The organism is Mesorhizobium sp. BR1-1-3 (assembly GCF_020165455.1).
In the GTDB taxonomy this organism is placed as follows: Bacteria; Pseudomonadota; Alphaproteobacteria; order Rhizobiales; family Rhizobiaceae; genus Mesorhizobium; species Mesorhizobium ciceri.
This window is the reverse complement of sequence record NZ_JAIUIC010000004.1, coordinates 428,672-440,774: the sequence shown is the minus strand read 5'-3', so window position 1 is coordinate 440,774 and position 12,103 is coordinate 428,672. Positions and strand designations below refer to the sequence as shown.

Genomic DNA, 12,103 nt, shown 5'->3' with positions numbered 1-12,103 from the left:
GGTCGCACATTCCGATGGCAAGCGGGCAACTTTTTTCCGACTTCTTCTACAGCGCACCGGACGGGTTAAAACTCCATGCGCGCGTCTATGGCGAGGCCAATTCCGGACCCTGGCCGGTTGTCTGCCTGCCTGGCCTGACCCGCAATGCCAGGGATTTTCACGAGCTGGCGCTCTATCTGTCGACGCATGCGGCAACTCCACGAAAGGTCATCGCCTTCGACTACCGCGGGCGCGGGCAGTCGGCTTATGATCCCGACGTCAAAAATTACAATGTCGGCGTGGAGGCCGGCGACATTCTCGCCGGGCTGGCGGCGCTGAACATCGGAGAAGCGGCCTTCATCGGCACCTCGCGCGGGGGATTGATCATTCATGTGCTCGGGACGATGCGGCCATCCGTCCTGAAAGCCATTGTTTTCAACGACATCGGACCGATGATCGAGACGGCCGGACTTGCCCATATCCAGTCTTATCTCGAGCGCGACCCGGCACCGAAAACCCGCACACAGGCGGCGGCCGCCCAGCGCAGCGTGCATGGCGAAGACTTCCCCGCTCTTGCCGGCGCCGATTGGGATCGGATGGTATGGGCTCTCTACCGCGAAACGGATGGTGGGCTGGTGCCGGATTTCGATCCGAAGCTGGTGGATACCGTTGCCAGTCTCGATCTGACGCAGAAGCTGCCTGACCTATGGCCGCAATTCGAGGCGTTGGCCGCCATACCGTTGCTCGCCATACGTGGTGCCAATTCGAGATTGCTGTCGATAGACACGCTCAAGCAGATGAGAGAGCGCCATTCCATGATGGAGACGATCACTGTCGAGGACCAGGGCCATGCGCCATTCCTCGAGACCGGCAGCCTACCGGGCTACATAGCCGCCTTTCTCGATCAAGCCGAGCGGAAGAATATCCTGAAGTAAATCCCATGACCGAACAAGGTCACGGGATAGATAAGATAGTATAGGCAAGTTTCTTCAGCCTACTTGGCTTTTGAACTTTTCCGAGTCGCTTTCGGCGACTCCTTAGCGGCGGCGGCTGCCCCGTCCCTCTTTTTCCGCTCTGCCGTCGGCGACGAAGGCGTCGTCACGGGCGAAGAAAACATGGGGCCTTCAGCGCAATTGCCGCCCGGCTGAGTCGATCGAGGCGTTTCCAGCACGATGACACAGCCATCGAGATCGTTGGTGGCCAGATGCGCGTAGCGCATCGTCATCGACAGCGTTTGGTGGCCGAGCCACATCTGCACGCGCCTGATGTCGATGCCGCCCTGGACAAGACGCGAGGCGCAGGTATGGCGCAATATGTGCGGCACCACCTGATCGTCGGCGCCGAGGCCGACTTCGGCCTTCGCGTCGTTCCAGATGGCACGGAACTGTGCCTGGCTGAGCTTGGTGAACGGTCCTTTGGGCCGGCGACCCTCAGTGGGAGGCAGCTTGATGACCTCCTTGACCCGCTCGGTCATTGGAATGGTGCGGCTGCGGCCGGATTTGGTGATCCAGAAGGAGACGCGATGCTCCTGGATGTCGTTCCAGATCAGCCCGAGCGCCTCGCCAAGACGGCATCCGGTGTCGACCAGGAAGACGGAAAGCCTGTAGGCATCCTCGCTGCGGCTCTTGATGGCGGCGAACAGGCGCGCCTCTTCGTCCCTTTCGAGGAAGCGAATCCGACCGGCCCGCTCCTTCTGGCGGCGGAACTCGGGCAGGCTGTGGATATCTCCCATCTTGTAAGCCTTGCGCAGCAGTTTGCTGAGGGCAGCCATCTTTCGATTGATGGTTGCGTTGCTGTTGCCGCGCTGGCGCAAGGTGCCGATAAGGTTGTCCAGGGTACTTTGGTCAAAGGCGCTGAAACGCTCCCCAAGGAGGATCTCGTCTATCTCGCCGATGAACGAGCTGACATTGTACTTATGCCGCCCATCATCCCATAATATGTCTCGATATGCTGAAAAAAGATCTCCGACCCGATGCGACTTTACTTCTCTTATTTTATTGAAGCTGTATTTTATTTTTTGAGAAGAAAACATCGCAAAGGGATCAGAGGACACGCCCCCTTGAATTGCTTCGTTTGTCATTTATTCGCCACACCCCCGAGTGGATAGATCAGACCTATCCGCTTGGAAGCGTCCTTTCAAGAGATTTTAATCACGCAGTTGTGATCTCATCCGCGCATCAGCGGATCCCACGAAACCACTCCACGGATTCATTCAGCTACCGTTACCCCCATCCTTCTGTTTGCCTTGATCCAGTCACGAAACAAAAACAGCCCGGGCGTTTGCGCGCCCGGGCTGGATTTCACCTGTAAGGAACCAGCCCTTAGAACGAGCGCTGGAAGCGGAGGATGCCGCCGATGCCGTCGTAGCTGTCATGCCAGTCGCTGTCGGCCGCATTGACGTAGTCAACTTCGCCGGTGATGGTGAAGCCGGGGACGATGTCGTAAGCAATGTTAGCGGCCAGGCCGAACTTCTTGCCATCGTCATAAGAAGCCTGCACGTTAAACGAGGTCTTCTCGTTGAACTTATAGCTGCCACCACCCCAGATAGCCCAGCTGCCGTCCCACAGTTTGAAGAAGTTGTGGCCCGTGTTCGGATCCAGGAAGTCGTCGTCACTTCCGTAGCCGGCCATCAAGAACAGCGACAGCTCGTTAGTGGCATTCACATCCAAGCGAGCCTTGCCGGCCCATGCTTCGTAGTTGCTGTCGTAAGCAGCAACCGCGGTGATGGCGCCCCAGCCCTGCGTGTACTTCACGCCACCGACGACATGCGGAACATAGCTGTCGATCGTGTTGTCGCCCGAGCCTTCTTCGAGCGAAACAACGGCCGAGAAGCCGTTGCCAGCATCGAAGTAGTACTGAACCACATTGGTATCGAAGGTGCCGTAGGGCACCAGCGTATCCTGAATGACGTTGCCAGCGTACCCGACGAACGTATCGAAAGCCGATTCATCCTTACCGACGCGGAGACCACCGAGCTGGATCCAGGCGAAATTCAGCGAGACACCACTATTACGAGCCTGCCAGCTGTCACCAGTCAAAGAACCGGCGCCATCCGGATCACCGAAGGCATAATCCCCACCGCTGTTGCCGAAATTGAAACGGGTCTCGGTGTAGGTCTTCAACGTGCCGAGTTCGGTTTCCTGGCCGGTCCAGGTCTTCAGCGTAAAGCGGGCGTTCTTGTAGTAGGTGTCGTTGTCATCACCGTCCAGATGATCAGGAACGTTGTTGACGCCGTCGAAAGAAGCCGCATCACCCACGCCGATGTCGTAACGGACATAGCCGCCGATACGCAGGCAGGTCTCGGTGCCGGGGATGTAGAAGTAGCCAGCGCCGTAGACGTCGCAAATCTTGACGTATTCAGCGGGTTCCGGCTCGGCGACGACGACAGCGTCGGCGGCGCGCGCACCGGAAACTGCGATCAGGGCCGCAGCGGAGCCGAGGAGAAGGCTCTTGATGTTCATTTTCTGACCTCCAGTCAGAATCGAATGAAACAGTGGCTTGCGGAGAGTCAGGCGACGCCACAGGAACGGCGCTTCCTTCGACTATCAATTTGTTATTGTTAGGAGATTTTTCCTGCGAAGCGCGCAGCGCGAAGCAGGATGGCGGAGAGGATGGGATTCGAACCCACGAGAAGCTTTTGACCTCTACTCCCTTAGCAGGGGAGCGCCTTCGACCACTCGGCCACCTCTCCGTTGCGCCGCTGGATAAAGAAAAGCGCCGGCACAATCAACAAGCCCGCATCATTATCTGAAAAAATAAGAAGGCGCCGAACCGCGATCTTCCATGCATGTGGCGGTTCTGCGGTTGTTTCCTGGCTAGCGACTCGGGAACTCGCCATGATTCCGTCGGTCCATCGCCGGATTCGGCGGCAAACAAGGGGTTGCGGCGGGCCTGATGGTTAACGAGAGCTTTCTGAGTGAGGCCAAATCGTGTCATTTGTGCAACAACGCCAGGGGATAGCAGCCAGGCAGCCCTTTCACCGGTACGATCGTGGTTGAACGCCGCCGCCTCATGAGTAATGTCGATTTCGAAGGAGCGGCGCGGTGCGCATCTTTTTCGGTAGTGGGGATGGGGCAGGGAACGCTGTCCTTCAGCAAAGAATACCCAGACCCGTTTTTTAACTTTTGACTGGAGGTCAGAAAATGAACATCAAGAGCCTTCTCCTCGGCTCCGCTGCGGCCCTGATCGCAGTTTCCGGTGCGCGCGCCGCCGACGCCGTCGTCGTCGCCGAGCCGGAACCCGCTGAATACGTCAAGATTTGCGACGTCTATGGCGCTGGCTACTTCTACATCCCCGGCACCGAGACCTGCCTGCGCATCGGCGGCTACATCCGCTACGATATCGGCGTGGGCGATCACGGCACCAACGATGGCGTCAACAACGTTCCGGACCGCATGAACGCCGGCGACGAGCACGACACCTACTACAAGCAGGCTCGCTTCACGCTGAAGACCTGGACCGGCCAGGAGACCGAACTCGGCACGTTGAAGACCTACACCGAAACCCGCTTCAACTTCGGCAACAACACCGGCGACTATACCGATGAGTTTGCCGGCGACTGGCAGGCTCACAACAAGGGTACCACGCTGAATTTCGCCTGGATCCAGCTCGGCGGCTTGCGCGTCGGTAAAGACGAATCGGCCTTCGATACGTTCATCGGCTATGCCGGCAACGTCATCCAGGATACGATTGTTCCCTACGGCGGCTTCGACACCAATGTCATCCAGTACTACTTCGACGCCGGCAACGGCTTCTCGGCAGTGGTCTCGCTGGAAGAAGGTTATGGCGACTACTCGATCGACAGCTATGTTCCGCATGTTGTCGGCGGCGTGAAGTGGACGCAGGGCTGGGGCGCCATCACCGGCGTTGTCTCGTATGACAGCAACTACGAAGAAGTTGCCGGCAAGGTTCGCCTGGACGTGAACGTCTCGAACGAACTGTCGCTGTGGGTCATGGGTGGCTACGGCTCCGACGACAACCTCGGCGATGATCCGCTGGTCGGAGCTGGCGGTCGCGGCATGTACAAGCAGTGGGGCGGCAACTGGGCAGTGTGGGGCGGTGGCACCTACAAGTTCAACGAGAAGACCTCGTTCAACGCTCAGGTCTCGTATGATGACTGGAAGAACCTCGGCATTGCGGCGAACGTCGCTTATGACGTCGTTCCGGGCTTCACGGTCACGGCCGAAGTCGACTACCAGAACGTCGGCAGTGACGACCTTAACAAGGGTTGGTTCGGCGCTGACAAGAAGAGCAACATCGGCGGCATTCTCCGCTTCCAGCGCTCCTTCTAATAGACGTCTAGACATCGCTTCGGCGAGATCGAAAACCCGGCGGGCAACCGCCGGGTTTTTTTAAGCTTTTATGCGACCACTACACATGGTGCTGCAGCTCGCTGTCTTACCTTTGGTTCGGCCTCAACAGCGAAGCTCACGGACGCCTTGCCGCAAAGTTCGTAGCAAATTTCGGAATTGGATTGGTCGACCGCGAACTATCCACAAGCCATTGGTCTGGCAAGGCCTTCACCGCCGGCCAGAAGCATCAAGCGCCAGATGCGGCGGCGCTCGCGGTCGAGCCCGGCAACATCAAGAGCGAACACAGAATGGGCCGCAACTACCTCTCCGGCCAGCAGGCGATGCCCTCAACGCCATCCTGGCAGCCGCCGGCTATGACTTCTCCTCCCTGCTCATATGGCTGAAGAGATTTTTGTCGCTCTAGATCACCCTGCCTCACCTCCGACCCAGGTCGGTCGCCGCTTAGGTCCGGATTGTTCACAGTCGACGGATTATTTGTCCGCCAGGTCGCCCAATGCATCAATCAGCGGCTGAATTTCATTTTCATAATTTTTCCAGCGCTTGACCGACGATGTATAGATCGGTTGGCGGACCTGCCAGCGGCTGGGCGTGTTGACCGAACCATCCCTGTCGAAAAAACGCAGGCAGGCGTCATCCCAGGGCAGCCCAAGGTAATCTATGAGGCGGCGTGACTGCGCCTCCTGATCCTCGACCAGCGTTTCGTAGCGATTTTCGAATATAAGGCCTGGAAAAACCTCGTTCCAATGGCGCATCAGTCGGTCATACTCACGATAGTACAGACCCAGTATCCGCAAATCAGTATTGTAGCTGTGTCCTTTGTTGAAGGTCTGGACAAAGCAAGAGACGCAATTGTCGATGGCGTCACGGCGGCAATGAATGATGCGCGCGTTGGGAAAGAGAAGACCGATAAGGCCGATCATTTCAAAATTGTGCGGCATCTTGTCGACCACGCGAAGCGCGGCAGGCGCCCACTCCCTAAGGTAGGACAGATGCTCTTCCGCCAGCGTTCTGGACAGGTCTTGCGTGACCGACATGGCCGGCCGGCTCAAATCGCCGGCCGATGAGGTTTTAAGGCCGATTGCATTGGCGACCCGCCTCAATTTGTTAAGCTCGCCTGCCCCTTGAACATCGGGATGGCTGGCGCAGATCTGTTCCGTGAGCGTTGTGCCCGACCGCGGCATGCCGACCACGAACACAGGCACTTCGGAAGGATTTCCATAGCCGGCCCTGGCCGCCAGAAAGTCCGGCGTGAAGGTTTCAATCAGGGAGTCGATCCAGCGGCGATACAGATTGATATCGAAGGTGTAGCCGGAGGCCCGTTTCGCCCTGTTAAAATGGTCGAATGCCTCACTGTAGCGCTTGAGGTCGTTCAGTACCTTGCCGGCAGCGTGATGGAGCTTGTAAGCACCGTCCGGATCAAGCTTGGGATTGCCGAGTTCACGCAGGATGGATTGGAGTTCCTCCGGCTCTTCGGTGAATTTTTTCGTCTGTACAAGGTCGTTGTAGGCAGCCGGCACGTCGATGCGACGTCCGATTGCTTCTTTCAGAAAGGCGGCGGCCTCATCCATGCGCCCCAGGCCGCTGAGCGCGCTGGCCAGCCCCGCCCGCACTTTGGGATGATCGCGGTTGATCTTGAGCGCCTTCTCGTAAAGCGGCAAAGCCATGTCGGGTTTGTCAAACTTGGTGTAGGCGCGCCCCAGTGCACAAAGCACCTCGATAAGGCCGGGCTGCAGTTCCAAGGCATACAGCATATGCTTGATGGCAGGCGAATATTCGCTGACCTTCACATAGGCCTCGCCAAGGCTGAGGTGGTAGTAGGGGTTTTTAGGTTCCTCGCCGACCGCCCGCGCGAAATATCGCAAGGCCATCTCGTCATCGTAACGCTGGTATAGGGTCCCCAGGATATACAGAGCGAGCGGATGGTTTGGCGTGCGCGCCAGCACCCGAAGGCACAGATCCTGGGCCTCGTCGAGCCGCTGGGCCTGCTGAAGGGCATAGGCCTGGTTCAGCAGCGCTTCGTCGGCCTGCGCTCGCGATTGAGCGTTTCCTTGGCTCATTGTCGGCTTGAGTATCGGCCCCTTCGCTTTCGGCGCGGGTCCGGGCTTGATGTGCTTTGACCAAGCAGGCGGCAGACGGTTGTTCATCACGTCTCGCTAGCAAAAGCGGCCGAAAGAATCCAGCGTTACGGATCTGCCCAGCGGCAACTTGCACCGACCCATCCGGCGCGCTAGCAAGAAGGCCCTTTCAAGCGAGCTTCCACCATGCATCAGCGCCCTCCCCTCATGCCGCTCATCGCAGCGCTTCCCTCGACGGTGCCGTTTGTCGGCCCCGAAGCGCAGGAGCGCGAGCGTGGCCGCGCTTTTCGCGCCCGCATCGGCGCCAATGAGAGCAGCTTTGGTCCCTCGCCGCGCGTCATCGCCCGCATGGCCGAGATCGCCGGCGACATGTGGATGTATTGCGATCCCGACAATCACGATCTGAAGGTGGCGGTAGCCGCGCATCACGGCGTAAAAGCAGAGAACGTCGTTGTCGGCGAAGGCATAGATGGCCTGCTCGCCCTGGTGGCACGCATGTATGTGGCGCCCGGCGATGCTGTGGTCACCTCGCTCGGCGCTTATCCGACCTTCAACTTCCACATCGCCGGTGTCGGCGGACGACTGGTGACGGTCCCTTACGAGAACGACCGGGAAAGCCTGGATGGCCTGCTGGCGGCGGTGCACAGGGACAAGGCCCCGCTGGTCTATCTCTCCAACCCCGACAATCCGATGGGCAGTTGGTGGGAGGCGAGCGAGATCATCCGCTTCATCGAGGCGCTGCCGGAAACCACCATGCTGGTGCTCGACGAGGCCTATGGCGAACTCGGGCCGGCCTCGGCGCTGCCGCCGATCGATATCTCCAGGCCAAACGTCATCCGCATGCGCACCTTCTCGAAGGCGTACGGGCTGGCGGGCATACGCTGCGGCTATGCGATCGCTGAGGCCCAGGTGATCCGCGACTTCGAGAAGATCCGCAACCATTACGGCGTCAGCCGCATTGCGCAGATCGCCGGCGTCGAGGCGCTCGCCGATCAGCACTATCTGCAAAGCGTGGTGGCGCGGGTCGCGGCCGGCCGCCGACGCATCGCCGGCATTGCCGAGGCGAACGGGCTGAAGCCACTGGCGTCGGCGACCAATTTCGTCACCATCGATTGCTGCGGCGATGGCGCCTTCGCGCTGAAAGTTCTGCAAGCCCTGCTGTCACGCGACGTCTTCATCCGCAAGCCGATGGTGCCACGGCTCGACCGCTGCATCCGCGTCAGCGTCGGCCTCGATCACGAGCTCGACATTTTTGCCGAGGAACTTCCCGGTGCTTTGGCGGCAGCGCGGGGTAATTAGGATACCGCTGGCGCGCAACCGGCAGCAAAAGCCGCCTACAAATCCATTTCCCAGGTCTGGCCGGTCAGATCCTTGCCGAAGCTGCGGTGGTGCTCCTGCGAGACCAGCCTGAAGCCGGCACGTTCGTAGATCGCGCGCGCCGCAACGAGGATGTCGTTGGTCCACAGAACTAGCTTGGCGTAGCCGCAAGCCCGGGCCTGGTTCACGCATTCCGCCACCAGTCGTTTGCCGATGCCGAAGCCGCGCGCCGACGCCTCGACATGCAGCATTCTCAGCTTGGCCACCTTGTCATCCTGATGAACCAGGAACACCGCGCCGACCGGCTGACCACCGCGCTCGGCGATCCAGCAGAAATCGCGGCCGGGCACGAAATTGCGAATGAAATCGGCGCCGATCTCGGCGAGCATGGCCTCGAACTCGATCGTCCAGCCATATTCCTCGGCATAAAGTTGGGCCTGGCGCTGCACGACCCAGCCGACATCGCCGACGCGGTGCGGCCGCAACGTCACCTCGCCGCTTTCACGGGTGGGATCACCCAGCAATTCCCCCGCCTTGCGCAAGGCGCTGCGCAGTTCATGCAACCTGTCGTCGGGTACGCTTTCGATCAGCCGCGCCGTATCCCGATCGGCCGCCGCCTGCAGCCTGGCAAGCGCTGCCTCGCCCCTTGCGGTCAGCGAGAGGACCCTTCGGCGCCGGTCAGCCGGGTCCGTTCTGGCCTCGGTCAGCCCCTGGCCCGCGAACTTGCGCAGGATCCGCGTCAGATAGGCGGCATCGACACGCAACTGTCTCGATATTTCGGAGGCCGCCGGGCCATTCTCCAGCCGAAAAGCCCCAACCAGGAAACCTCGCTCGCCGGCGATTTCGGCGGAAGCCGGGTTGCTGCGGTGACCCAGTTCGAACAGCACGCGCGCCTCGGTCAAAGTGAATGCACTTTGTGTCAGCGTCTCGTCGAGAAGGCCGACAGTGCGCGTGTAGAAGCGATTGAAGCGCCGGACATCGGCCACCAATGCGTTGCGTTCGTCCAACATTTGCGGCCAGCTCCTAATAAAGCAGTTCCATTTTCCTAAATTAGTGGACTGAGTCAATTAAATTCAAGGCCAGAAGGCCAGCTAAAGCCGGAAGGCCCAGCTATTGCGTCCGCGCGCAGGTTGCATTCCTCAGGCCGTGCGCCAGATTCAAAACGAGACAGGCTTGGAGAGATTCATGGCTGGTCATCGCAGGAAAGTGCACGCACGCGTCTACGGCAACGTGCAAGGCGTCGGCTTCAGAGCCTGGGCCCGGGATGAGGCCACGGGCCTTGGTCTTGCGGGCTGGGTTTGCAATGAAGCGGACGGGTCCGTAACGGCCGAGATCGCAGGCCTCGATGAGGCGGTCTCGACAATGATCGAGCGCCTCTGGAAAGGGCCGGCCGGGGCTTTGGTTTCCAAGGTCGACGTCGAGGAGTTGGAGGCAGACAACGCCTCTGTTGGGTTCAGGATCGTGGCATGAAGGCGGATTTGGATTGAGCGCCTTGAATTAATTAAACGTTCGTTTTATTATTGCTCCGCAGAGGAGCTGACATGGCACGCACCGCCGGGTCTGATGGCGAAAAGACCGAAGCGACCATTCGTGAGGCGGCGGTCAATCTGATCGCGCGTTTTGGCTACGAGGCGATGTCGATGCGACAGCTCGCCGCCGAGGTCGGCGTACAGGCGGCCGCACTCTACCGCTACTTTCCGACCAAGGAAGAGCTTCTGTTCACGCTGATGCGCGAGCACATGGAAGGTTTGACCGAAGCGTGGGAAACAGCTCGCCCGGTTAATGCCGATCCCGTGCAGCGGCTTTCGGCCTATGTCGAAAACCACATCACTTTCCACATCGAGCGACGGCACGCCACGCATGTGTCGAACATGGAATTGCGCAGCCTGTCGCCGGAAAGGCTGACGCAGATCCTGCGCATGCGCACTGCCTACGAGAAGGAGCTGCGCACCATCCTGCGCGACGGCGCCGAGACGGGCACCTTCAGCATCGACGACACCGGGCTGACCGCCATGGCGCTGATCCAGATGATGACCGGCGTCATCGTCTGGTTTCGGCCGGGCGAACGGCTGTCGATCGCTGAAGTGACCACAACATATCTTTCAATGACAATGCGGCTCGTCGGCGCGAAGATCGACGCCTACAGCGCCGCGCGTCCCTTCGGACGCGCAAAGGACGCTGCAGCATTTTGATTCGCGCATGATCCCTTTTCGAATCAAAGTCGATTTTCGGGGTCATGCGCAGGGAGGAGAAAAATGTACACCAACACGCTCAGCTTCGGGCATGACGAAGAGATCGAGGCGCTGCGCGACATGGTGCGGCGCTTTGCCCAGGACCGGATCGCGCCGATCGCCGCCGACATCGATCGCTCGAATGAATTCCCGGTGCATCTGTGGGGCGAACTCGGTGCGCTCGGCCTGCTTGGCATCACCGCCGACCCCGATTTCGGCGGCAGCGGCATGGGCTATCTCGCCCATGTGATCGCCGTCGAGGAGATTTCGCGCGCTTCGGCCTCGGTCGGCCTCTCCTACGGTGCCCATTCCAACCTCTGCGTCAACCAGATCAACCGCTGGGCGACGCCGGCGCAGAAGGAAAAATACCTGCCGCCACTGTGCTCGGGCGAGCGAGTCGGCGCGCTGGCGATGTCGGAATCCGGCGCCGGCTCGGACGTCGTCTCGCTGAAGCTGCGCGCCGAAAAGCGCAATGACCGCTACGTGCTCAACGGCACCAAGATGTGGATCACCAACGGGCCGGACGCCGAGACGCTGGTGGTCTATGCCAAGACGGATCCGGACCTGAAATCGCGCGGCATCACCGCCTTCATCGTCGAGAAGGCTTTTGCCGGATTTTCCGTGGCGCAAAAGCTCGACAAGCTCGGCATGCGCGGCTCCAACACCGGCGAGCTGGTGTTTAGGGATGTCGAGGTGCCCTTCGACAACGTGCTGCATGAGGAAGGGCGCGGCGTCGAAGTGCTGATGTCTGGCCTAGACTATGAGCGCACGGTGCTTGCCGGCGGCCCGATCGGCCTGATGGCGGCGTGCCTCGACGTGGCAATCCCCTATGTGCATGAGCGCAAGCAGTTCGGACAGGCGATCGGCGAGTTCCAACTGGTGCAGGGCAAGCTGGCCGACATGTACACGACGCTGAATGCCGCGCGCGCCTATGTCTATGCCGTCGCCGCCGCCTGCGATCGCGGCCAGACGACGCGCAAGGATGCCGCCGGCTGCGTGCTGTTTGCCGCCGAGAAGGCGACGCTGATGGCGCTCGACGCCATTCAGCTGCTTGGCGGCAACGGCTACATCAACGACTATCCAACCGGCCGCCTGTTGCGCGACGCCAAGCTCTACGAGATCGGCGCCGGCACCAGCGAAATCCGCCGCTGGCTGATCGGCCGCGAGATCATGGCGGAGGGGGTGTAGG

At 60.1% G+C, this 12,103-nt stretch carries 10 protein-coding genes, 1 tRNA gene and 1 pseudogene; 7 read left to right on the top strand and 5 right to left on the bottom strand.

Features of this window, described 5'->3' with window-relative positions; genetic code table 11:
• Positions 1 to 14: 14 nt before the first annotated feature.
• Complete coding sequence (locus tag LB559_RS12230; protein ID WP_224674148.1) at positions 15 to 914, top strand: alpha/beta fold hydrolase; 900 nt, start codon at positions 15 to 17, stop codon at positions 912 to 914.
• Between the two features lie 59 nt (positions 915 to 973).
• Here LB559_RS12230 and LB559_RS12225 read toward each other — a convergent pair whose 3' ends face one another.
• From LB559_RS12225 to LB559_RS12215, 3 genes are all read right to left on the bottom strand, one after another.
• Complete coding sequence (locus LB559_RS12225) at positions 974 to 2,059, bottom strand: tyrosine-type recombinase/integrase (RefSeq protein WP_224674147.1); 1,086 nt, start codon at positions 2,057 to 2,059, stop codon at positions 974 to 976.
• Positions 2,060 to 2,300: 241 nt separating this feature from the next.
• On the bottom strand, positions 2,301 to 3,440 hold the full coding sequence (locus tag LB559_RS12220; RefSeq protein WP_224674146.1) for a porin: 1,140 nt from the start codon (positions 3,438 to 3,440) through the stop codon (positions 2,301 to 2,303).
• Between the two features lie 139 nt (positions 3,441 to 3,579).
• A tRNA-Ser gene (locus tag LB559_RS12215) sits at positions 3,580 to 3,670 on the bottom strand.
• Positions 3,671 to 4,121: 451 nt separating this feature from the next.
• On the opposite strand from LB559_RS12215, the gene LB559_RS12210 reads away from it, so the two are divergent.
• Both LB559_RS12210 and LB559_RS12205 read left to right on the top strand, forming a co-directional pair.
• Positions 4,122 to 5,270 (top strand): porin, encoded by a 1,149-nt coding sequence (locus LB559_RS12210; RefSeq protein ID WP_127371729.1) that lies wholly within the window; start codon positions 4,122 to 4,124, stop codon positions 5,268 to 5,270.
• A 243-nt stretch (positions 5,271 to 5,513) separates the two neighbouring features.
• Positions 5,514 to 5,694 (top strand): annotated as a pseudogene (locus LB559_RS12205) (IS5/IS1182 family transposase); the annotation flags it as partial.
• 67 nt (positions 5,695 to 5,761) lie between these two features.
• Here the strand turns inward: LB559_RS12205 and LB559_RS12200 are convergent.
• A complete protein-coding gene (locus tag LB559_RS12200) occupies positions 5,762 to 7,435 on the bottom strand; it encodes a tetratricopeptide repeat-containing sulfotransferase family protein (RefSeq protein WP_064993362.1) in 1,674 nt (557 codons plus the stop codon).
• A 117-nt stretch (positions 7,436 to 7,552) separates the two neighbouring features.
• On the opposite strand from LB559_RS12200, the gene LB559_RS12195 reads away from it, so the two are divergent.
• Positions 7,553 to 8,665 (top strand): pyridoxal phosphate-dependent aminotransferase, encoded by a 1,113-nt coding sequence (locus LB559_RS12195; RefSeq protein ID WP_224674145.1) that lies wholly within the window; start codon positions 7,553 to 7,555, stop codon positions 8,663 to 8,665.
• Between the two features lie 35 nt (positions 8,666 to 8,700).
• Here LB559_RS12195 and LB559_RS12190 read toward each other — a convergent pair whose 3' ends face one another.
• Entirely contained in the window at positions 8,701 to 9,693 is a 993-nt protein-coding gene (locus LB559_RS12190; RefSeq protein WP_013532604.1) for a helix-turn-helix domain-containing GNAT family N-acetyltransferase, read from the bottom strand.
• 175 nt (positions 9,694 to 9,868) lie between these two features.
• Here LB559_RS12190 and LB559_RS12185 point away from each other — a divergent pair, with 175 nt between their 5' ends.
• The 3 genes from LB559_RS12185 to LB559_RS12175 all read left to right on the top strand — a co-directional run bounded on the left by LB559_RS12185 (position 9,869) and on the right by LB559_RS12175 (position 12,102).
• Positions 9,869 to 10,153, top strand: coding sequence for an acylphosphatase (locus LB559_RS12185; RefSeq protein ID WP_063173625.1), 285 nt, complete (start codon positions 9,869 to 9,871; stop codon positions 10,151 to 10,153).
• A gap of 71 nt (positions 10,154 to 10,224) precedes the next feature.
• Positions 10,225 to 10,875, top strand: coding sequence for a TetR/AcrR family transcriptional regulator (locus tag LB559_RS12180; protein WP_224674144.1), 651 nt, complete (start codon positions 10,225 to 10,227; stop codon positions 10,873 to 10,875).
• Positions 10,876 to 10,938: 63 nt separating this feature from the next.
• Positions 10,939 to 12,102: an isovaleryl-CoA dehydrogenase gene (locus LB559_RS12175; RefSeq protein ID WP_224674143.1), complete on the top strand. Its 1,164-nt coding sequence runs from the start codon at positions 10,939 to 10,941 to the stop codon at positions 12,100 to 12,102.
• Position 12,103: the final 1 nt, after the last annotated feature.

Bases quoted from the DNA above. Each gene is read 5' to 3' on its own strand.
- LB559_RS12210 (WP_127371729.1), top strand. From the start codon at position 4,122: ATGAACATCAAGAGCCTTCTCCTCGGCTCCGCTGCGGCCCTGATCGCA.
- LB559_RS12220 (WP_224674146.1), bottom strand. From the start codon at position 3,440: ATGAACATCAAGAGCCTTCTCCTCGGCTCCGCTGCGGCCCTGATCGCA.
- LB559_RS12185 (WP_063173625.1), top strand. From the start codon at position 9,869: ATGGCTGGTCATCGCAGGAAAGTGCACGCACGCGTCTACGGCAACGTG.
- LB559_RS12200 (WP_064993362.1), bottom strand. From the start codon at position 7,435: ATGAACAACCGTCTGCCGCCTGCTTGGTCAAAGCACATCAAGCCCGGA.
- LB559_RS12180 (WP_224674144.1), top strand. From the start codon at position 10,225: ATGGCACGCACCGCCGGGTCTGATGGCGAAAAGACCGAAGCGACCATT.
- LB559_RS12190 (WP_013532604.1), bottom strand. From the start codon at position 9,693: ATGTTGGACGAACGCAACGCATTGGTGGCCGATGTCCGGCGCTTCAAT.
- LB559_RS12175 (WP_224674143.1), top strand. From the start codon at position 10,939: ATGTACACCAACACGCTCAGCTTCGGGCATGACGAAGAGATCGAGGCG.
- LB559_RS12230 (WP_224674148.1), top strand. From the start codon at position 15: ATGGCAAGCGGGCAACTTTTTTCCGACTTCTTCTACAGCGCACCGGAC.
- LB559_RS12225 (WP_224674147.1), bottom strand. From the start codon at position 2,059: ATGACAAACGAAGCAATTCAAGGGGGCGTGTCCTCTGATCCCTTTGCG.
- LB559_RS12195 (WP_224674145.1), top strand. From the start codon at position 7,553: ATGCATCAGCGCCCTCCCCTCATGCCGCTCATCGCAGCGCTTCCCTCG.